Annotated in this window: 17 protein-coding genes and 1 pseudogene; 6 read left to right on the top strand and 12 right to left on the bottom strand. The window is 67.4% G+C overall.

Features of this window, described 5'->3' with window-relative positions; translation table 11 throughout:
* The 7 genes from OS124_RS0107560 to rpiA all read right to left on the bottom strand — a co-directional run.
* On the bottom strand, positions 1-414 hold a 414-nt coding region (locus OS124_RS0107560; RefSeq protein WP_029375261.1), incomplete at its 3' end, for an HD domain-containing protein.
* A gap of 200 nt (positions 415-614) precedes the next feature.
* Positions 615-2,045, bottom strand: coding sequence for a Do family serine endopeptidase (locus OS124_RS0107555; protein ID WP_040606851.1), 1,431 nt, complete (start codon positions 2,043-2,045; stop codon positions 615-617).
* A 376-nt stretch (positions 2,046-2,421) separates the two neighbouring features.
* Positions 2,422-2,631: a DUF2065 domain-containing protein gene (locus OS124_RS0107550; protein ID WP_010138865.1), complete on the bottom strand. Its 210-nt coding sequence runs from the start codon at positions 2,629-2,631 to the stop codon at positions 2,422-2,424.
* On the bottom strand, positions 2,628-3,647 hold the full coding sequence (gene hflC / locus OS124_RS0107545) for a protease modulator HflC (protein ID WP_010138864.1): 1,020 nt from the start codon (positions 3,645-3,647) through the stop codon (positions 2,628-2,630). The genes OS124_RS0107550 and hflC overlap by 4 nt, the downstream gene beginning before the upstream one ends.
* 12 nt (positions 3,648-3,659) lie before the next feature.
* On the bottom strand, positions 3,660-4,814 hold the full coding sequence (hflK, locus tag OS124_RS0107540) for an FtsH protease activity modulator HflK (RefSeq protein ID WP_029375259.1): 1,155 nt from the start codon (positions 4,812-4,814) through the stop codon (positions 3,660-3,662).
* A 111-nt stretch (positions 4,815-4,925) separates the two neighbouring features.
* Positions 4,926-6,308: a glutathione-disulfide reductase gene (gene gor, locus OS124_RS0107535; protein WP_010138862.1), complete on the bottom strand. Its 1,383-nt coding sequence runs from the start codon at positions 6,306-6,308 to the stop codon at positions 4,926-4,928.
* Between the two features lie 80 nt (positions 6,309-6,388).
* Complete coding sequence (gene rpiA / locus OS124_RS0107530; RefSeq protein WP_010138861.1) at positions 6,389-7,177, bottom strand: ribose-5-phosphate isomerase RpiA; 789 nt, start codon at positions 7,175-7,177, stop codon at positions 6,389-6,391.
* Between the two features lie 311 nt (positions 7,178-7,488).
* Between rpiA and OS124_RS0107525 the strand changes: the two genes are divergently transcribed.
* Both OS124_RS0107525 and OS124_RS26485 read left to right on the top strand, forming a co-directional pair.
* Positions 7,489-8,859 (top strand): L-serine ammonia-lyase, encoded by a 1,371-nt coding sequence (locus tag OS124_RS0107525; protein WP_010138860.1) that lies wholly within the window; start codon positions 7,489-7,491, stop codon positions 8,857-8,859.
* Positions 8,860-9,078: 219 nt separating this feature from the next.
* Positions 9,079-9,694: pseudogene (locus OS124_RS26485) on the top strand (IS5 family transposase); the annotation flags it as partial.
* Between the two features lie 185 nt (positions 9,695-9,879).
* On the opposite strand, the gene OS124_RS0107520 reads toward OS124_RS26485, so the two are convergent.
* Both OS124_RS0107520 and OS124_RS0107515 read right to left on the bottom strand, forming a co-directional pair.
* Entirely contained in the window at positions 9,880-11,892 is a 2,013-nt protein-coding gene (locus tag OS124_RS0107520; RefSeq protein ID WP_010138859.1) for a pyrroloquinoline quinone-dependent dehydrogenase, read from the bottom strand.
* The gene (locus OS124_RS0107515; protein WP_010138858.1) at positions 11,889-12,224 is read right to left on the bottom strand and encodes a hypothetical protein; all 336 of its coding nucleotides are present in this window, start codon (positions 12,222-12,224) and stop codon (positions 11,889-11,891) included. The genes OS124_RS0107520 and OS124_RS0107515 overlap by 4 nt, the downstream gene beginning before the upstream one ends.
* A gap of 172 nt (positions 12,225-12,396) precedes the next feature.
* On the opposite strand from OS124_RS0107515, the gene OS124_RS26960 reads away from it, so the two are divergent.
* The gene (locus OS124_RS26960) at positions 12,397-12,621 is read left to right on the top strand and encodes a hypothetical protein (protein WP_010138856.1); all 225 of its coding nucleotides are present in this window, start codon (positions 12,397-12,399) and stop codon (positions 12,619-12,621) included.
* 42 nt (positions 12,622-12,663) lie between these two features.
* On the top strand, positions 12,664-13,053 hold the full coding sequence (locus OS124_RS26955; RefSeq protein WP_010138855.1) for a hypothetical protein: 390 nt from the start codon (positions 12,664-12,666) through the stop codon (positions 13,051-13,053).
* Positions 13,054-13,259: 206 nt separating this feature from the next.
* Here the strand turns inward: OS124_RS26955 and OS124_RS0107500 are convergent, their stop codons facing one another.
* Positions 13,260-13,550, bottom strand: coding sequence for a hypothetical protein (locus tag OS124_RS0107500; protein ID WP_029375257.1), 291 nt, complete (start codon positions 13,548-13,550; stop codon positions 13,260-13,262).
* An 870-nt stretch (positions 13,551-14,420) separates the two neighbouring features.
* On the opposite strand from OS124_RS0107500, the gene OS124_RS0107495 reads away from it, so the two are divergent.
* Positions 14,421-15,380 carry a DMT family transporter gene (locus tag OS124_RS0107495; RefSeq protein ID WP_010138853.1) on the top strand — a complete coding sequence of 320 codons (960 nt, stop codon included), beginning with the start codon at positions 14,421-14,423 and terminating at the stop codon, positions 15,378-15,380.
* On the opposite strand, the gene OS124_RS0107490 is transcribed toward OS124_RS0107495, so the two are convergent.
* A complete protein-coding gene (locus OS124_RS0107490) occupies positions 15,298-15,990 on the bottom strand; it encodes a thiamine diphosphokinase (protein ID WP_010138852.1) in 693 nt (230 codons plus the stop codon). The two genes, OS124_RS0107495 and OS124_RS0107490, sit on opposite strands and share 83 nt — an antisense overlap.
* Before the next feature lie 166 nt (positions 15,991-16,156).
* On the opposite strand from OS124_RS0107490, the gene OS124_RS26005 reads away from it, so the two are divergent.
* Positions 16,157-18,544: a hypothetical protein gene (locus tag OS124_RS26005; protein ID WP_138919462.1), complete on the top strand. Its 2,388-nt coding sequence runs from the start codon at positions 16,157-16,159 to the stop codon at positions 18,542-18,544.
* Between the two features lie 317 nt (positions 18,545-18,861).
* Here the strand turns inward: OS124_RS26005 and OS124_RS0107480 are convergent, their stop codons facing one another.
* Complete coding sequence (locus tag OS124_RS0107480) at positions 18,862-19,683, bottom strand: crotonase/enoyl-CoA hydratase family protein (RefSeq protein ID WP_010138850.1); 822 nt, start codon at positions 19,681-19,683, stop codon at positions 18,862-18,864.
* Positions 19,684-19,763 lie beyond the last annotated feature (80 nt).

The following is a 19,763-nucleotide window of genomic DNA, read 5'->3' as shown; positions in this document are numbered from 1 at the left end:
GCGGGCGACACCGATGAAACCCATGGCATCCAGCCGGTCGGCGTCCTGCAGGATTCGCGCCTCTTTCGTCTCGGGGGTGATCCCCGCCGAGAAGCTGTGCGCCTCGATGGCATGGGCAACGCGGGCGATATCGCCCTCGCCCCAGCCCAGACCCGCGAGTACCTCGCGCGCTTTCACTGCTGCCATGCGCGAGGCCATCCGCCGCTCGGGCGAGGCCTTGTCCACCCAGATGCAGTCATGCAGTAGCGTGGCGGCCAGCAGGATGCGGGTATCGCCCCCCTCTTCCGCCGCGATCCGGGCGACGTTGCGCCAGACCCGCAGCAGATGCGCCTCGTCATGGGCGCCGTCGCGGATGTCGAAGGCATGGGGCAGCAGGGCACTGGCAAGATCGGGGTCGGGGAATTGGGCGTGCATCGGATCCTCGGGAACTGTGCGCCGCTTATAGGCCATGGCGGCGGCTCTGTCCCCTGGCAGGGCCATCCGGCCCGGATGCGACGGCGCCGCCCCCGGCCCGAGGAACCTGCGGCCGTGGCTTCGCCGCGCGGCCTTCCAGGCGGCCCCGGCACGAAAAAGGGCGCCCGGGGGCGCCCTTTTCCAGGTCTCGCTGACAGGGGTCAGCTTTCGTCCAGCGGCAGGGCCACGAAGCGGGGATCCCCTTCGCGGCGGATCAGCAGCAGGATCGACTTGCGACCGGCTTCCTTCGCAACGATGATCTGCGCTTCGAGATCGGCAATCGAGGCCACCTTCTGCTGGCCGGCATCGGTGATCAGGTCACCGGCGCGCACGCCCTTCTCGAAGGCTTCTGCCATCTCGTCGACATCGGTGACCACGAGGCCGTCGATGTCCTGGCCCAGTTCCAGCTGCTCGCGCAGATCCGGGGTCAGCTCCGACAGGGACATGCCCATCAGGTCCAGCACCTGCGGATCGGCCTGATTTTCCAGCGTCTGGGCTGCGGGCACGGCGGCTTCAGAGGTTTCGCGGCGGCCGAGGGTGACGCGCAGCGTCTCGGTTTCACCATTGCGCCAGACCGTCACACGGACCGTCTTGCCGACTTCGGCATTGCCAACCTGGCGCACCAGGCCACGGGTGTCCGCGACCTCGACACCGTCGAAGTTGGTGATCACGTCACCGGCTTCCATGCCTGCTTCCATTGCCGGACCTTCGGGCACGTCGGTGACCATCGCACCGGCGGCTTCGGCCAGGCCCATGGCCTCGGCCATGTCGGGGGTCACGTCCTGGATACGCACACCCAGCCAGCCGCGCCGGGTCTCGCCGTATTCCTCGAGCTGGGCGATCACGCGCTTGACCACGTTCGAGGCCATCGAGAAGCCGATACCGATCGAGCCGCCATTGGGCGACAGGATCGCGGTGTTCACGCCGATCACCTCGCCGTTCATGTTGAACAGAGGCCCGCCCGAGTTGCCGCGGTTGATCGCCGCGTCGGTCTGGATGTAGTCGTCATAGGTGCCCGAAAGCGCCCGGTTGCGCGCCGAGACGATACCGGCCGAGACCGAGAAGCCCTGACCCAGCGGGTTGCCCATGGCGACGACCCATTCGCCCACGCGGGCAACGTCGCTGTCGCCGAAAGAGACGAAGGGCAGCGGCTTGTCGGCCGCGACCTTGAGCAGCGCGATATCGGTATTCGGATCGGTGCCGACCACTTCGGCATCCAGAAGATCACCGTTGAAGAATTCCACCTGGATCTCGTCGGCGTTCTCGATGACGTGGTTGTTGGTCACGATGTAGCCGTCTTCCGAGATCACGAATCCCGAGCCAAGTGCCTGGCTGCGACGCGGACGGGCTTCTCCGCCCCCGCCGTTGCGGTCCTGGAACTCGCGGAAGAAATCCTCGAACGGAGAGCCTTCGGGCACGATCGGCGAGGGGCCGCCATCGCGCGCGGTGACCGTGGTCGACGTGGTGATATTGACCACCGAGGGGCTGATCTTGTCCGCCAGGTCGGCGAAGCTGTCGGGCAGTGCGCGGGCCGAGATCGCCTGCGCCAGCAGCAGCATCACCGCCATCACGCCCAGCCAGAGCCCCCGCATTCCGGGCCCCACGCGGCGCTCGGCCGCAATGTCGGACCCCGCTCCGATCATGTCGCGGTCCGCCGGGGATCGCAGGGCCAATGCCTGTCTCGTCATTCCCAATTCTCCTTCTTGCTGAAGAAACCCTGGTCCGCCCCCGAGGGGTATCCCGAGGACCGGGCCTGTCGTTGTTTCTAATCTAGGCCGATCAGGGCGCAACACAAAGGCCCGTCGCGGCGCGTCAACAGGATGTGAGGCCCGGGTGAGAGAAGTCTTGCCGACCCGCGGCGCAGCCGCCTGCCCCCACCTTTCCCCGCAAACCCCTTATTTTTCGTAAATTTTTCACCGCTGCGCGTGCCCCCGTGCAGGGCTCATTTCGTTGAAATGACAAATCACGTCACGCCCCCAGCGTCTTCGCCGCCCAGAGCAGAAGCACCCCCGCCGCCATGGCGAGAAGCCCGATCTTTCGGCGGTCAGCCTCGCTCATCGTCGCAAGGGCGGCCAGCAGACGCTCGACAAGCGAAGGGGCCAGCCCCCAGGCCAGCCCCTCGACAAGACAGACGATGCCAAGGGCCAGGAGGCCCGTGGCAAGCGCCTGCTGGATCATTCACTCACCGGAGCGGCGTCGCCTTCCGGGGCCGCCTCGGGGGCGGCTTCGGGAGCGACCTCGGGGACGACATCGGCGGCGGGTGCGGCCTCTTCGGCGCCTTCCGCTGCCGGATCCTCGACCGGGACCACGGGTTCGGGCTGCACGCCGCCCGGGTTGTTGGCCTTGAGGTAGTTGAAGAACTCGCTGTCAGGCGAGATCACCATGGTCGAGGTATCGCCCTTCAGGGCGTTCCGATAGGCGGTGAGCGAGCGGTAGAAGTCGAAGAACTCCGGATCCACCCCATAGGCTTCGGCGAAGACCGCGTTGCGGCGGGCATCTGCCTCACCACGGATGATATCGGCCGCGCGCTGCGCTTCCGAAACGGTCTCGACGCGCTTCCGGTCGGCCTCAGCGCGGATCTCCTGGGCGCGTTCGTTACCGCGGGCGATCTGGTCGGCCGCCTCGCGTTCACGCTCGGCCCGCATCCGGGCGAAGGTGGCGTCGAGGTTCTCGGTCGGCAGGTCGGTCCGCTTCAGGCGCACGTCAATGATCTCGAGCCCCAGCGACTGGGCCTCGTCGAAGGCGCCATCCCGGATCCGCACCATCAGCGCGGCACGGTCGGCCGAGAGGATCTCGTCCGAGCGGACCGAGCCCAGCACTTCCCGGGTCTGCGAGCGCAGGATCGAGTCGAGCCGGGCCTCGGCGGCAACGATGCCGCCGACGCCGTTGGCCTGGCGGAACTGGCGCACATCGGTGATGCGGTAGCGGGCGAAGGCGTCGACCACCAAGCGGCGGTCATCCAGCGGGGTGATCTCCAGCGGGTCGATATCACGGCTGAGGATACGGTCGTCGTAGGTCACGACTTCCTGGATCAGCGGGATCTTGAAGGCCAGGCCCGGATCTTCCTTCACGTCGATCACCCGACCGAACTGCAGGACAAGCGCCTTCTCGCGCTCGTCCACGATGAAGAAGGAAGAGAACCCGACAATGGCCACCACGGCCGCCAGGGGCAGAAGGATCGCAGACTTTTTCATGATCTCTCTCCCTTACTGGTTGCCGGCGCCGGAGGGCGCGAGCTGGTTGAGCGGCAGGTAAGGCAGGACACCGGATCCGGCCTCGCCGTCGATGACCACCTTGTTGACGCCGCCAAGGACCTCTTCCATCGCTTCGATGTAGAGACGCTTGCGGGTCACCTCGGGGGCTTTCTGGTACTCTGTCAGGACGGCAGAGAAACGGCTGGCTTCACCCTCGGCCTGGTTCACCACCTGGGCGCGGTAGCCTTCGGCTTCCTGGCGCAGCTGAGCGGCCTGGCCGCGGGCCTCGGCAGTGACGCGGTTGGCATAGGCGTCGGCCTCGTTGGTGAGGCGTTCGCGCTGCTGTTCGGCGGCCTGAACTTCCCGGAAGGCCCCGATCACCTCGGCGGGCGGGTCGGCCTTGTCGAAGTTGACACGGATCACCGACATGCCGGCCCCGTAGCTGTCCAGGGTGGACTGGATCAGGTCGCGCAGGCGCTGCGAGATGGCGCCCCGGTCCCGGTTGAGGATCGGCGACAGCTCGCTCTGGGCGATGATCTCGCGCATGGCGGATTCCGACACGGCCGAGATGGTCATCTGCGGATCGCGCAGGTTGAACAGGAACTGTGCCGGATCGGTGATGTTCCAGACCACCTGGAAGTCGATATCCACGATGTTCTCGTCGCCGGTCAGCATCAGCCCGGCATCCGAGCCACGGCCGCCAACTCCCACGTCGACCGTGCGCTCGCGCGTCACGGCGATCACCTCATGGGTGACAAAGGGCCAGGGGGCGAAGTTCAGACCCGGCTGCCCGGTCGAGGAATACTGTCCGAGGAACAGTTCGACCGACTGCTCGTCGGGACGCACGGTGTAGACACTGGCAAAAAGCCAACCGACGACCGCCGCGGCCAGGCCAAGGCCGACCATCGAGCGGCTGATCAGCGGACCGCCACCACCGGGGGCACCGCCGCCCGAGTTCTGGCCACCGGCGCCGCCGCCCATCAAGACGCGCAGCTGATCCTGGCCCTTGCGCACCAGTTCGTCGATATCGGGAATGGAAGGCTTGTCGTCGCGTCCACCGTTGTTACCACCGGGGCCGCGGCCTCCGCCATTGCCACCCGGGGGCGGTGTCGGACGCCCGCCCGAGCCGCCGCCTCCTCCCCAGGGGCCGCCATTCTGTCCAGCCATTGTCTGCCTTTCTGTCGAACATACTCCCCCTCCAACTGTGCAGCCGGAGGGCAATTTTCAAGTTTTGCTCCCTTGCGAACGGGTCACGATCGCGTCCGGGACAGCCAGGCCTCAGCCCAGGGTCCGCGTCGGGTTGCGCATGGTCACGATCTCTTCCGCCGCGGTCGGATGTACGGCCACCGTACGGTCGAAATCCTCTTTCGTCGCCCCCATCTTTACGGCGATTCCCGCAAGCTGGATCATCTCGCCCGCCGAGGGGCCGACGATATGACAGCCCAGAACCTTGCGGCTCTGCTTGCCGACGACCAGCTTCATCAGGATCTTCTGCGCCGCGGTGCCGGCGAAGCTCTGCTGCATCGGCTTGAACGAGGTGGTGTAGATCTCCAGCGGCTCGCCGGCCTTCTGGATGGCCTCCTCCTCGGACATGCCCACCGTGCCCATCTCGGGCTGGGTGAAGATCGCCGTCGGGATCAGCTCGTGGTCGGGCTTCATCGGCACGCCGCGGAACACGGTCGAGACAAAGGCCATGCCCTCGCGGATCGCCACCGGGGTCAGCTGCACGCGGTCGGTGACGTCGCCGATGGCCCAGATCGAGGGCACGGCGGTCTGGCTGAAGTCATCCACGATGACCTCGCCATTGCGGCCCAGCTCGACGCCGGCCTCGGCCAGGCCCATGCCGTCGGTGTTGGGCGCGCGGCCGGTGGCAAAGAGCACCTGGTCGAAGATGGTCTCGCGGCCCCTGGTGTCGAAGACGCGGATGCCGTCGGCGTCCTTCTCCAGCTTCACGACGTCGGTTTCCACCTGCAGGTCGATCCCGGCGGCGCGCATCTCGTCGGCGATCAGCCCGCGCGCCTCGTCGTCGAAGCCGCGCAGCACCTGGGTACCGCGATAGTACTGCGTCACCTCGCTGCCCAGACCGTTCAGGATGCCCGCGAACTCGCAGCCGATGTACCCGCCGCCGATGATCAGGATGCGCTTGGGCAGTTCGGCGACGTGGAAGATCTCGTTCGAGGTGATGCCCAGCTCGGCGCCCGGCAGATCCGGCTTCACCGGACGCCCGCCGGTGGCCACCAGGATATGCTTGGCCGTTTTCGTGGAGCCATCGGCCAGGCGCACCGTATGGGCATCGGCCACCGTGGCGCGCTGGTTGAACTTGTCGACGCCCGAGCCGTCCAGCAGGCGCTGGTAGATGGCTTCCAGCCGGTCAAGCTCGGCTTCCAGCTTGGGTTTGAAGGCATCCCAGGAGAACCCCTTCTCCTCGATGTCCCAGCCATAGGCGCGGGCCTCGTCGGCCATGCGGCCGTAGCCCGAGGCAAAGACCATCAGCTTCTTCGGCACGCAGCCCCGGATGACACAGGTCCCGCCGTAGCGGCTTTCCTCGGCGATGGCGACGCGGGCGCCGGTCTCGCCTGCGGCCACGCGGGCCGCGCGCACGCCGCCGGAACCGGCGCCAATGACGAAGAGATCATAGTCGAATGGGGTTTCGTCGCTCATGGACGCTCCTTCGGGTCTTGCAGGGGTCGCGCAAGGGGAGGATCGGCGCGACGAAATTCAGGGTGGAGCGACCTGGCCGGTCAGTCCGAGAGATCGCGGAACAGGTTGTCGTCCTCGACGAAGTCCAGGCGCATGTCCTCGACCGTTCCGTCATTGATGTCGCGGGTCTCGACCCGGCCCGAGCCGTGGCCGATGACCAGCGTGTCGCAGATATCAATGAAGAGCCCGTTTTCAACCACCCCGGGGATCTGGTTCATCACCAGTGCCAGTTCCCGGGCATTGCCGATGCGGTTCAGGTGCAGGTCGAGGATGTGGTTGCCCTCGTCGGTGACATAGGGCGCGCCGCCGTTCATCCGCAGCGTGGTGTCCCGGCCCAGCACGTCCATCGAGATCAGCATCTCTTCCACCAGCGCCTGCGTGGTCTGCCAGCCGAAGGGGATCACCTCGACCGGCAGGGGGAAGGCGCCCAGGGCCTCGACCTCTTTCGCCGCATCGGCGATCACCACCATACGGTCGCTGGCCGTGGCGACGATCTTTTCCTGCAGCAGGGCCCCGCCGCCGCCCTTGACCAGGTTCAGGTCACCGTCGACCTCGTCGGCGCCGTCGATGGTCAGGTCCAGCCACTTCGCCTCGTCGAGCGAGATCACCCGGATGCCCATGTCGCGGGCCAGCTCCGCCGTGCGTGTCGAGGTCGGCACGCCGGCGATCTTCAGCCCCTCCTCGCGCACCCGCTCCCCCAGCAGACGCACCATCCAGGCTGCCGTGCTGCCGGTGCCGAGCCCGACGCGCATGCCGTCCTCGACGAAATCCACCGCCCGCTTGGCGGCAAGGAACTTGGCCTTGTCGATGGGGGAAAGCTCTCCGCTCATCCTGGGTCTCCCTTGTTTCTCCGGGTTATAGGAATTCGAGGCCGCGGAAGCGAGTGCGGAATCGTCCCCTATCCCGATGCGCCCGCGACAAATGGGCATCTGGTCGGGACTGCAGCCTGGCATCCCGCCGGGGACAAGCGCCACCTTCGCCGCACCTGTCGCCACGGGCGCCACCGAAAGCGGCCCACATCCGGCCCGCATGCGGCCCACGTCCGGCACTGGCCCGATGCCGCGCCCACGCCGCCCCGGGTCGCTTTCGGTGGTGCTTGCCCCCGGCCATAAGCTAGGCTGGGCGCAAACAGGGGTACTGCATGTTTCTTTCCGTCTTCGAGATCTTCAAGATCGGCGTTGGCCCGTCTTCCTCCCATACCATGGGGCCCATGGTGGCGGGCGGACGCTTCCTCGACCGGCTGCGCGCCGCGCCGTTCGAGGCGAAGGGCCTGCGCGCCTCGCTGCATGGCTCGCTGGCCTTTACCGGCAAGGGCCACGCCACCGACCGCGCCACCATCCTCGGCCTCGCCGGCTTCCTGCCAGACAGCTACGACGACGCCAAGGCCGAGGCCGCGCTGGCGGCGATCAGCGGGTCCGGCACCGTCACACCGCCGGGCCTCGGGACGCTGGCCTTCGCCCCCGAGACCGACCTGATCTTCGACTACGACACCCCGCTGCCCGGCCACCCCAATGGCATGAAGCTGATGGCGCTGGACGCCCAGGGCGACGTGATCCTGTCCGAGATCTACTACTCGGTCGGCGGCGGCTTCGTGCTGACCGAGGCCGAGCTGGCCTCGGGCGAGGACAAGGCCGAGGGCAGTCCCGTCCCCTACCCCTTCAAGTCGGCGGCGGAGATGCTGGAGATGGCCCGCGCCTCGGGCCTGACCATCGCCCAGATGAAGGCCGCGAACGAGACCGCTAGGGGCCGCCCCGACCTGTCGCAGGGCGTCGGCCGGATCTGGCAGGTGATGTCGGATTGCATCGACCGGGGGCTGAGCAACGAGGGCCTGCTTCCCGGCGGCCTCGCCGTGCGCCGCCGCGCCCGCGCCATCCACGAAGCGCTGAAACAGGAAGCGGGCAAGAACCTCGCCCCGCCCCATGTCGTCAACGACTGGATCTCCTGCTACGCGATGGCAGTGAACGAGGAAAACGCCGCCGGGGGCCAGGTGGTCACGGCGCCGACCAACGGAGCGGCGGGCGTGATGCCAGCAGTGGTGAAATACTGGCTGACCCATGTCCCCACGGCCACCCCGCAGCGGGTAACCGAGTTCTTCCTGACCGCTTCCGCCATCGGCGGGCTGGTCAAGTACAACGCCTCGATCTCGGGCGCCGAAGCCGGGTGTCAGGCGGAAGTGGGCAGCGCCGCCGCCATGGCCGCCGCCGGCCTCTGCGCCGTCATGGGTGGCACGCCCGAGCAGATCGAGAACGCCGCCGAGATCGCGCTTGAGCATCACCTGGGCATGACCTGCGACCCGGTCGCGGGCCTCGTCCAGGTCCCCTGCATCGAGCGCAACGGCCTCGGCGCGATCAAGGCCGTCTCGGCGGCTTCTCTGGCGCTGCGCGGAGACGGTCGCCACTTCGTCCCGCTGGATGCCTGTATCGAGACCATGCGCCAGACGGGGCGCGACATGCACGAGCATTACAAGGAGACCTCGCTGGGAGGGCTCGCGGTGAACGTGCCGAATTGTTGAGGGGGCTTGGACGCGAGTGTCGGCTTGCAGGCCTTCCACGATGTTCACACGACCCGTAGCATGACGCCGGGCATCAGCACGAAGGGCGGTTTCCGGACCTTCTCTGCCCTTTCAAAGGTGCCTTTGCCGGAAACTGGAAGCAGAAGTCTTCGAGGGCGTTGTTGCACATATCGATGGGAAGGATTCACCTCGGGAAGCCCAATGGTTTGATGCGATGGCCTGCCAAGGCCTTCCGACACCCGCCACCGCGCGACGAATTGGTCCGACTATGGCGCCGCCCTGAAGCGGCGTGGATCGTTGTCGGTCTGGTACGATCCTGAGATGTCGTGGCAAGCGAACCGAAGCGGCAAGCTTGGGCTTCCAGAGACCTTCTCCGGTAGCGCCATTCAAACCTGTTTGATGCTGAAAGTGCCGCTCAGCCAGACCCTGGGTCTGGTGGCCAGCCTGATTGAGACGGCTGGGCTCGACTGGCGCGTTCTGGACTATTCGACGCTGTGCCGGCGTCAGGCTCGGATCGCGGTGCGGATCCCGTATCGGTGCTCCGGTGCGCCTTTGAATTTGCTATCAACAGCGCTGGAAGCCGCTTTCAAAGGGGTGGAGAATGGCTTTCGCGCAAGCATGTTGCGACGCGCAACCGCGAATGGCGCAAGATGCATCTTGCGATGGACACGGCTTCTGGCGACATTCGCGCGTTCGAAAGCACCTCGAGGCGACAGGGCAAAACCTGATCCAGCCGCAACTACTGTCGCAGATACCGGCCGCAGAAAAGATCGAAGCTGTCACCGCCTATGGAGCCCATGACACGGGCCGCTGTCATGCGGCGGTTCTGGAACAAGAGACCCCTCCCGCCAAACCGCCGGATTCCATAGGTGCAACGCTATCGTGAACCTCTGCTCGGCCTTGGGGAGGGCCGAGATCAAGGCCGTCGCATGAGACCAGCGGGAAAGGGGCACAGCAGTCGATCTCGCCGGGCTTTTGCGTCATCGCCCGGCCGCTGCGCGCAGGGCCGGGCGACAAGGGTCAATCCGGCAGGCGGTAGACCGACACCATGTCGCCGACCGACGGCTTGAGGATCGAGTTACCGCCCGAGACGAAAGCGACATATTGCTGTCCCTCGTGCTCGTAGATCGCGGGGTTGGCGACGGCGGGCGCTTCGGTCAGATCCTCCCACAGTTCGTCGCCGGTTTCGAGATCATAGGCGCGCACCTTGGCGTCCATCGTCGCCCCAATGAAGATCAGCCCCGAGGCCGTCACCGCAGGGCCGCCGATGGTGGGCGAGCCCCACATCTCGGGCATGAAGAAGCCGTAGCGCTGCGACGCGCCCAAGGGCTCGCGCCACAGGATCTCCCCGGTGGTCATGTCGAGGGCCGCCAGCTCGCCGAAAGGCGGCTTCCAGCAGGGCATGCCCCAGCGGTTCAGCGCAGTCCTGAGCGACATGCCGTAGGGCGCGCCGGTCTGCGGGTGGAAGCCGCTTTCGCCGGGTCCGGCCTCGCCCTTGATCTCCTCGTATTCCGCGCGCTCGTAGAGCTGGATGTACTGAACCACGTGGCTGAGGTTTACCACGGCGATCTGCCGCTCCGGGTCGAAGCCGACGCCGCCCCATTGCACGACGCCTGCGGAGTTCGGGTAGGCCCCGGCGCCGACGCCCTCCGTGGTGGGCGGCTGGTACATGCCGCTGTACTGCATCTCGTCCCAGAGGGCCGAGCATTCCCCGAAAGAAGCGATGTCGGCGATGGGCCAGACATCGGGCAGCTTGCTCTGATCGAGCAGCGGCGCAGGGTTGGTGGGGAAGGGCTGGGTCTCGGCGTAACGCTCACCGGGGATGTCGCCCGCGGGCACCGGGCGCTCCTCGATCGGCCAGACATCCTCGCCTGTCTCGCGGTTCACCACGAAGAGAAAGCCCATCTTGTTGGGCTGCATCAGCGCCGGGATCTCCTCCCCGTCGACGGTGATGTCCATCAGCGTCGGCGCGGCGTTGATGTCGTAATCCCAGATGTCGTGATGCACCCATTGCCGCGACCAGATCACCTCGCCGGTGTCCACGTCGAGCGCGGTGGTCGAGGTGGCGTAGGGGATGTCCTCGGTGCGGTTGCCGCCGTAGTAGTTCGGCGAGGGCGAGGCGACCGGCAGGTAGACGATGCCCCGTTCCTCGTCGGCGCTCATCGCGGTCCAGACGTTGGCCGTGCCGGTGCGCTCGCGGATCTCCTCGGGGATCGTGTCGAAGGTCCATTCCAGCTCGCCGGACTGAGCGTTCACGCTGAACACCGATCCCGGAGGTGCCTCGGCCCAGTCCCAATCATTGCCGGCCCAGCCGATGATGACGTGATCCCCGACGATGGTCGGCGGCTGCAGGAGCGACAGCGGCCATCGGTCGTTGACCGTGTTCCACTGGTTCACGTCGAGCTGCCCGCCGTCGGCAAAGTCCTCGCAGAGCGCGCCGGTGTCGGCATCCATCGCAAAGAGCCGCGCATCCATCGTGCCGAGGTAGATGATCTTCTGGCAGCTCTCACCGGGGGCGGGCTCGGCGGCCTCCCAGTAGGCGACGCCGCGGTTCTTCAGCGCGGGCTGCGTCAGCGCCTCGAGGGTGGACTGGGTGTCGAAGCTCCAGACCTCCTCGCCGGTGGCGGGATCATAGGCGATGACCCGGTAGAATGGCGTGCCGATATAGAGCAGCCCGTTGGCATAGATCGGGGTGGCGGACCAGACCGTCGCCGGCGTGTTGCCGGAGCCGTCGGAGACGTCGCCCGTCTCGGCCCGCCAGGCCAGTTCCAGATCGCTGACATTCTCAGGGGTGATCTGCGTCAGCGGCGAGTATTTCGCGCCGGAGAGCTGACCGTGAAAGCTCGGCCAGCCGGTGCCGGGGGTCGGCACGCGGGCATCCGAAGGAAAGCGGGCGGTTGCGTCGGGGGCGTCCTGCACGGGGGCGTCGATCTGCGCCTGCGGTGCGGGGCTCTCGGGGGACTGCGTGGCGTCCTGCGCCAGTGCGGCCCCGGCGACAAGGCTCAGAAGGGCGGTGGTGTGCAGCAGATTCATGCGTTGGCTCCTTTGGGCGCGCGGAACGACAGCAGCCAGCCGATCGCGCAGACGGCAAGCGCCGCCAGCATCAGCCACTGGTGCAGCAGCGCGGTGGCGAAGGCGGTCAGGACGAGCCCAAGCGCGACGAGCGCCAGCAGCAGGCCTCGCGCACGCGTGCCCATGAGCAGGGCGCCACCGATGGCAAGGCATAGCGCGCCGAAGCTGGCGACGAGCGGCCCCCACACGCCGGTCACACCGGTCAGCGGGGCGAAATAGGCATAGAGCCCGAGGGCAAGGGCGATAATGGCGGCAACGACAAGGATGGTTGGTCCGAGTTGATGGGAGGACATGGGAGGCTCCTGTTCCGGAAGACACCGCAGGCAGCGGCTGCTCGCCTAAAAGGGATAGGTCGGCTCACGAGGCAGACAAGGCAGCGTGAGACTTTCGTGACCGGCCTCGCGCGCCGCGCTGGTCCCGGTGGCCTGCCGCGCCGGACAAGCAACACGGTAAACGGAGGGCGGTATGGAATCAGCGGCGATCTGTCTGGGGGCAGCCCTGCCCTGCGTGGTGCTGTGCGACATCCTGATGTCGGCGCTCGGCACCGGCAGCGCGGGCCCGGTCGCACCGCGCGGCGCTTGGGCCATGTTCAGCCTGCTGCGGGCGCTGCCGGAGCGCCCCTTCGTGCACCGCATCTGCGGGCCTGTGGTCACGGCCGTGGTCGGGGCGGCGTGGATCGTGCTGATGTGACTTGGCTGGACGCTGGTGTTTCACCGCGCGGCAGAGGCGGTTGTGACAGGATCGGACCAGACGCCCGCGCCCTGGCTTGGCCGGGTGAGCCTTGCCCTGCATCTGCTCCCGACGCTGGGCGGCGGGCTGAACCAGCCGGGAAACCAGATGTGGGGCGGCGTCTCCATGCCCACGCGGGTGACAGGGATGATCGTGCTGACGCTCTTGGTGACCTTCGTCTATTCGACGACGCAGGCCGATGCCACGGGCCGCGCAGTGCTGGCCCTGGCGGAGATCCACGGGCCGGGCAGGACGAGCTTCGACACCGCGCTTCTGCCCGAACCGACGACGCTGGTGGCGCAGATCAAGGCGATCCCCATCAGCCTCTATTCCAGCAGTGTCCGGACACATCGCCGGGGGCGCTGTTGCGGCTCTGTCGCGACACACGGATGACAGAGGAGGACCGGACGCGGCTGCGCTTCTTCTGGCGGAATTGCCGGGGCTGGAGCACGTACCCGAGAATGGCTTCGATACCAGTCTCGAGGACCGGGCAGCCCGGTTTTCCATCCGAAGACCGGCCTGAGGGTCAATCCACCTCAAGCGCCACGCAGCACTGCAGCATCTTGTGGCGTGCGAAAGCCAGCTATCGGCCGTTCGCGTCATCGGCCTTCTTCTTCTGGCTGGGTCAGCTCCCTGCGCATAGCCACCACTAGTGCCAAGCCTAGCGAATGCCCGGAACAAGCCAGATGCCAGCCGTCGATCCAAGTGATACCAAAGCCAACCTCAGCACCACTCCAGCGCCGCACGCCAAGCGCATCGGAGGCCTGCTTAGCGTACTCATTGACCGATGGCGCAATTTGAAGGAGCGTCGGGTTCAACAACAAAAAGAGAGAATGAATGACCTGCAAAAACTCCTCGTGGAAGGGCGTTGTCGCAGCAATCTCAGCCATGTTGGCCTGGGCCAATCCAAGTCAATCGCAGAGTTCCACACAAGACTTCGAAGACCTTCTTGAACGTTGTCGTTTGTCCGTTGAAACAAGCTCGGCATTCAACACCACGGGCCTTGAAGTGCGAGACGTCGGTGCGGCCCAGGCACGTAGCTGGGGGACCGAAACAGAGCAGGAGGCCTGGGCACCCCCGGGATCGGATCTCTATGCCGTTCTTACCGTTTGGACAGCTCGCGACGGCACGAAGCGGCACCTTTGCACCGTTGCACTCGCTGACGAAGACTATGTCCTAAGCCAAGTTGAACAGGGATTGCTTCTGAGGCATTTCCTCATTCGGGCAGCCGAACTCCTTGGGGCCGGTACGCACGTGGTTGACGCGCAGCTATCTCCTATACCACCTCTCGTAAATTCCGGATTTCTGAAGACCGAAAAGAACCCAAACGGCTGTATCGGGAGCAACAATTTGGCTCTGCTGGCTGATGGCACCTTCTTTGCAGCAGGCGCCGACGAACAGGCGATCCGCCCTTGTGGACCGAATTAGATGCGCACGTAGTGACAATCCTCGCGTTGGCGGGACGGGACGATCAAATCCGAAGCGGCCTGTTGCACAGCTGCCTCCAAGGTCCGCGAACGGACGGACACTGCGACAGCTGCAGAAGGTGAACGTCGGAAGCCGCGCCAAACGGTCAGCCCGATGCTACCGCTCAAACGGCAGGTCCCTGCCCAGAGCGGTCATCAAGGCGCCTCGGCTTGAACCGCGGCAATTTTCGCCTTGCGGATACCCGGGGGCCCCATCGAAGGCTTTTGCTCCCTGCGCGTTGCAGCCTCCAATCCCCCATGGACACCCCCCCGCCCCGCGCCTAACGTCGCGCCATGACAACCCCTGCCGCATTCTCCGACGACCGCCCCCTGCTGGGCATCACCCTGATGATGGGCTTCTGCCTTCTGGCCCCGCTTGGTGACTCTCTCGCCAAGCTGCTTGGAGAGGTGATGCCCGTCTTCGCCCTGCTGACCGCGCGTTTCGCCATGCAGGCGCTTTTCCTGACGCCCATCGTCATCGCCTCGGGACGCAGCTGGCGGATGTCGGCGCGGGCGACGCGGTTCACCTTCTACCGCACCATTTTCCATATCGCGGGCATCGGCTTCATGTTCTCGGCCCTGCGCTTCCTGCCGCTGGCCGATGCCATCGCGATCGCCTTCGTCATGCCCTTCCTCATGCTGTTGCTCGGCTGGCTGGTGCTGGACGAAGAAGTCGGTCCGCGCCGCCTTGCCGCCTGCGCGGTCGGCTTCGTCGGCACGTTGATGGTCATCCAGCCCTCCTTCGCCGAGGTCGGCCTGCCCGCCCTGCTGCCGCTCGGCGTGGCGGTCTTTTTCTCCCTGTTCATGCTGGTCACCCGCCAGATCGCCAAGGAGATCGACCCGATCGCCATGCAGGCGACCTCGGGGTTCATGGCCATGGGGGTGCTGCTGCCGGTGGCCCTGGTGGCGCAGCTGGCCGGCTGGGAAAGCTTCGCGCTGGTGTTGCCGCCCGCCGACAGCTGGGCGCTGCTGGCGGGGATCGGCCTCATCGGCTCGTTCGGGCACCTGCTGATGACATGGTCGCTGCGCTATGCGCCTTCGGCCACGCTGGCGCCGATGCAGTACCTCGAGATCCCCTTCGCCACCCTGATCGGCTGGCTGATCTTCCGCGACTTTCCCGACGGGCTGGCGCTGGCGGGGATCCTCGTCACCATCGCCGCCGGGCTTTACATCATCCTGCGAGAGCGCTCCATCGCGCGGGCGAACCGGCAAGCGCCGCTGCCACATCCTCCAGCGCCGCCACCGGCAATATGACCACCATGCCGGGGCGATCCATCCAGAGGTGAAGCGGCCCCTCGATGCGGTTCGAGGTGCCGATACGGCCATCGGGGGCGAACTCTGGCCCGTCGATGGGCCAGACCAGCCCTTCCGAGCGCCCCGCCACCGGCCCCATGGGGAAGAGCGAGAAGCGCTCTCCCCTCGGCCGGTCCAGGACCAGCTCGGGCGGGCAAAGGAAGGCGATATCGGTGTCACTGGCCAGGAGGCAGCGGCGCTCGGGGAACCGCGCCAGCACCGAGAGCGCCGCCAGCATGTGATCGGCGCGCGGCCCGAGGAAGCCGGTGCCGATCACCAGCGGCGCCTCGATCCGGGTCAGGCATTTCTGGAAATCGGTGCTTTCCTGCTCGGCCACCGGATACATGGCCGTGGCCGGGACGCGCCGCGCCCAGGTGGCGCCCAGGCTGTCCATGTCGCCGATCACGGCATCGGGCATCCGGCCCCGGCGCAGCAGGACCTCGGCCCCGCCATCCGCCGCCACGACCGGGCCGCACAGCGCCAGGACGCGCTCGGCCACGCCGCCGGGCACCGCGCCGCCGCCCACCAGGGCCACCGGGCCCGCGCTTTCGATCACCGTTTCGATCGCCATGGCCTCAGCTGACTCTCGCCCGAATTGGACAGTTACCACAATATCGTCACAAAATGAGACCTTCTGCACCTTAGATTCGGACCGGTTGTGTCCCATCCGGTTAAGGATGATCGGGTGAGAAGCCTCCGTGCAGCGGTGCGTACCGCCAGAACGAGCGAGAAGTAAAGTGGTAGAGTCGAGCAAGATCCTGACAGTTTCCTACGGGACGTTCTCCTGTACGCTTGAGGGATTCGACGACGCTTTCGACACCATGAAGGCGATTGCCGAGTATTTCCGCGACCTCGCAGCCGATGACCGCTACTTCGGGGCCGAGCCCCCGACCCCCGACGCCGAGATGCTGGCCCGCTTGGCCGAGCGCAACTCGGCCCGCCGGGTCACCGCCCGCACCGAAGAGGGCAATATCGTCCTGTCGCCCGACCGCTCCCCCGCGCCGGACCAGGCGGCCGGCAAGGCCCTGGTTCAGACTGCGGCCGACGCCGCACCAGAGCTCGAGGCCCCGCACGAGACCGCGGTCGCCGCTTCCTCTCCCGCCCCGCTTCAGCAGGACTTCCCGGAACAGGATGACGGCCCCTTGCAGTCCAGCGGCCCCGAGGACGGGACCCTCTTCGATGAGGACCTCTCGGAGGAAGAACTGCCGTCCCGCCCGCTGCGAGCCCCGCGCATTGCCGCAGCCCTCGCGGCTGCCGCCGACGCCGCCCTGCTGGCATCGCAAGCGCCGCCCACCCGTAGAGAGGCCCGCCCCTCCGCAGAGATGGCGCCCGCCGGTCAGACCGAAGACCCGGATGACACGGTGCTCTCCGAAGCATGGCCCGAGGCCCCGGAACTGGACGCGAGCCCTGAAGGGGGCCTGCCGGCAGAAACCATGCCTCCCGCCCTGGCGGAGACGGAAGAGACGTCCGCCGCCGGTGTCGCCCTCGTCGAAGAGACGCCCGCCGAAACACCCGTCGGAACCGTTGCTGCCGAGGCCGAGCCAGCCCCCACCCTGTCGGCCCCTCTCTCGGCTGTGTCCGACCTGCCCGAGACCGATGACGCACAGGCGCCGGACACCCCGGCCGCTGCCCTCCCGTCCGAAGAACGCGCAATCTCACCCGCCGACGCTGAGCTGACCGGACCTGCCGATCCCGTCGCCGAGCCTCTGCCTGAGGACGACCTGACGCCCAGTGGCGAGGGCTGGGACTCGATTGCCGAGGCCGAAGAGGCCATCGCCATCGCCCGCGCCGAAGCCGAGGAGGGCGAAGAGCTGCCCGTCGCCAGCCCCGCGCCGACCGACGTGGCTCTGAAGCTGCAGCGCATCCGCGACGTCGTGGCCCGCCGTCGCGATGCGATACGTGTCGCGGCAGCTGCCGCCGAACCCTCCGCCACCGACGCACCGATTGCTGAAGAGCCCGCCGCACAGATCCAGCCGGAGGACACCTCCGGCGCCCCTGGCTCCGAACAGGAGAGCGCCGCGCCCGAGCTGGCGGCAGAGGATGTGCCCCAGGTCTCCGACACTCTGCCCGACGCCGAGGCCGGGCTGACGTCCGATGACGCCACATTCGTCGACCTCGACGCCGAGGCCGCCCCGGACTTCGCCGCCGCGGCAGATCCCGAGGCAGCGACCGAAGCGGCCTCCTCGCGGGGCGGCGCCACTGCGCGCCCGATGGCCCGGATCATCAAGGTCAAGCGCCGGGAGGCGGCCGAAAGCTCTCTCTCGCCTGAACAGGAAGACGAGCTGCAGCGCGAGCTGGCCGCGATCGAGGCCGAGGCCCGCCCCGCCGCCGAAATCGCCAGCCAAACCGCCTACGACGCCGAGGGTCAGACGCTCCGTGCCGGTCTCGGTGCCCGCAGCCTGCGCGACACCGACCACGGCGCCCAGATGGACCGCATCCTGCGCGAGACCGACAACCAGTTCGAACAGGCCGACTCGACCCGCCGCCGCTCGGCCCTGGCACATCTGCGCGCCGCCGTCGCCGCCAAGAAAGCCGAGAAGGAAGCCGGCTCTGACTTCACCCCGCGCGAAGACACCACCGACGCCTATCGCGAGGACCTGGCCCAGGTGGTCCGGCCGCGCCGCCCCGCCATCGCCCACCAAAGCAGCGAACCCGCGCGCCGCAGCACCACGGCGCGCCCCGCGCCGCTGAAGCTGGTGGCCGAGCAGCGGATCGATGTCTCGGGTTCGGCGCGCGGTCCGGTCCGGCCGCGCCGGGTCTCGATTGCCGACCTTGCCCGCAGGGAAGAGGTCGCACCGCCCCCATCCGGAGCTGCTGCCGCCACCCCGGGGGGACAGGAAGAAAGCTTCGCCGACTACGCCCGCGCCGTCGGCGCCCGCAGCCTGGGTGAACTGCTGGAGGCCGCGGCCTCCTACATGTCGTTCATCGAGCGCCAGCCGCTCTTCTCGCGCCCGCAACTGATGAGCCGGGTGAAATCGCTTCACCCCGAGGGCTTCAGCCGCGAGGACGGGCTGCGCGCCTTCGGCCAGCTTCTGCGCGAAGGCAAGATCCGCAAGGCCGATGCCGGGCGGTTCTCGGTCTCGGACAGCATCGGTTTCCGCCCCGAGGAACGCGCCGCCGGCTGAACCGCGCAGGCCACCAGGACCTCTGCCATGGGTGCCGTCCGCCCGGACAGGCGCCCCGTGTCATGCCGAGGCCGTCCCGGTTGATAGGGCGGGATCGGGCCGGTGCGGAATGGAGCGGCGGAACCGGACCCGTCGGGATCGGGCAATCCATCGAAAGACAGCACCGGACGGGCTGTCCGACGCCGCCTGAAGGTCGACGCGACACGGGAGATCCTGCCCGGCAAACCACCGTTGGCACGCGCCGCGACGGGCTGCGGCCCTCTTTCGGGCCATCGCCGCAGCGCCGCCGACTGAGCGGCGCGTGCGGTCATCCGCTCTCAGTCGAAGTCGGGCGCCCGTCCCGCCATGTTGGCGGCGATCACCTCCATCTGGTGCTTGCCGCCGATCAACCCGGTCTGCGCCCGGCTCTCCTCGTAGAGGACCTGATCTGCCGGAGCGCCGCTTTCGGCCAGGGCGATCAGCGCCTTGGCCGCCCGCATGGCCGAGGGCGACTTGCCGGCGATCTCGGTGGCCAGGGCCTGGGCGGCGGCCAGCGGATCCTCGGCGATCTCGGTCACCAGCCCCCAGTCCAGTGCCTGCGCCGCCGTGACCGGACGCGCCGTGTAGGTCAGCAACCGCAGCACGTCCGAGCGCAGCAGCCGCGGCAGCAGCACCATGCCGCCCATGTCCGGCACGAGGCCCCACTTGGCCTCCATGATCGCCAGCTGCGTCTCGGGATGGGCAATGCGCACATCCGCCGCCACCGCCAGCTGCAAGCCGGCGCCGAAGGCCACCCCGTGCAGCGCCGCGATCACCGGCACCGGAAGCTCTCGCCAGACCAGGCAGAGCTGCTGGTAGAGGTTGGCATCGCCATGAGTGCGCGGCATCACCCGCGCCTCGGGGTCCGTCCCGGCGAATTCGGTGAACGAGGCCACGTCCAGCCCCGCGCAGAAGGCGCGCCCCTCGCCCGCAAGCACCACGGCGCGGATGTCGCTGCGCCCGCTCAGCGCCTCTCCGGCTCCGATGATCGAGCGCGCCATGTCGGTATCCACGGCGTTCATCTTGCCCGAGCGCACAAGGGTCACATGGGCCACGTGGTCGCGGATCTCGACACGCACGCGCGGGCCATCGCCACCGAATTGCAGGTTGTTGCGGTCCATCTGTCTGATCCTCCTCATTCCCTGGGGGGATCATCTGCCCCGCCCCGCGATGTGTCGAGAGGGCCGCCGCGGCGTCAACG

It is taken from the genome of Oceanicola sp. S124, from assembly GCF_000220565.1.
Taxonomy (GTDB): domain Bacteria; phylum Pseudomonadota; class Alphaproteobacteria; order Rhodobacterales; family Rhodobacteraceae; genus Pseudooceanicola.
The sequence above is the reverse complement of the archived record's forward strand: the minus strand, read 5'-3'. Positions and strand labels throughout refer to the sequence as shown.

Excerpts from the sequence above, each read along its gene's own strand:
- OS124_RS0107520 (WP_010138859.1), bottom strand. The coding sequence starts at position 11,892 with ATGAATCTGCTGCACACCACCGCCCTTCTGAGCCTTGTCGCCGGGGCC.
- OS124_RS0107515 (WP_010138858.1), bottom strand. The coding sequence starts at position 12,224 with ATGTCCTCCCATCAACTCGGACCAACCATCCTTGTCGTTGCCGCCATT.
- rpiA (WP_010138861.1), bottom strand. The coding sequence starts at position 7,177 with ATGAGCGGAGAGCTTTCCCCCATCGACAAGGCCAAGTTCCTTGCCGCC.
- gor (WP_010138862.1), bottom strand. The coding sequence starts at position 6,308 with ATGAGCGACGAAACCCCATTCGACTATGATCTCTTCGTCATTGGCGCC.
- OS124_RS26960 (WP_010138856.1), top strand. The coding sequence starts at position 12,397 with ATGGAATCAGCGGCGATCTGTCTGGGGGCAGCCCTGCCCTGCGTGGTG.
- OS124_RS0107555 (WP_040606851.1), bottom strand. The coding sequence starts at position 2,045 with ATGCGGGGGCTCTGGCTGGGCGTGATGGCGGTGATGCTGCTGCTGGCG.
- OS124_RS0107490 (WP_010138852.1), bottom strand. The coding sequence starts at position 15,990 with ATGGCGATCGAAACGGTGATCGAAAGCGCGGGCCCGGTGGCCCTGGTG.
- hflK (WP_029375259.1), bottom strand. The coding sequence starts at position 4,814 with ATGGCTGGACAGAATGGCGGCCCCTGGGGAGGAGGCGGCGGCTCGGGC.
- OS124_RS0107525 (WP_010138860.1), top strand. The coding sequence starts at position 7,489 with ATGTTTCTTTCCGTCTTCGAGATCTTCAAGATCGGCGTTGGCCCGTCT.
- OS124_RS0107480 (WP_010138850.1), bottom strand. The coding sequence starts at position 19,683 with ATGGACCGCAACAACCTGCAATTCGGTGGCGATGGCCCGCGCGTGCGT.
- OS124_RS0107550 (WP_010138865.1), bottom strand. The coding sequence starts at position 2,631 with ATGATCCAGCAGGCGCTTGCCACGGGCCTCCTGGCCCTTGGCATCGTC.
- hflC (WP_010138864.1), bottom strand. The coding sequence starts at position 3,647 with ATGAAAAAGTCTGCGATCCTTCTGCCCCTGGCGGCCGTGGTGGCCATT.
- OS124_RS0107495 (WP_010138853.1), top strand. The coding sequence starts at position 14,421 with ATGACAACCCCTGCCGCATTCTCCGACGACCGCCCCCTGCTGGGCATC.
- OS124_RS0107500 (WP_029375257.1), bottom strand. The coding sequence starts at position 13,550 with ATGGCTGAGATTGCTGCGACAACGCCCTTCCACGAGGAGTTTTTGCAG.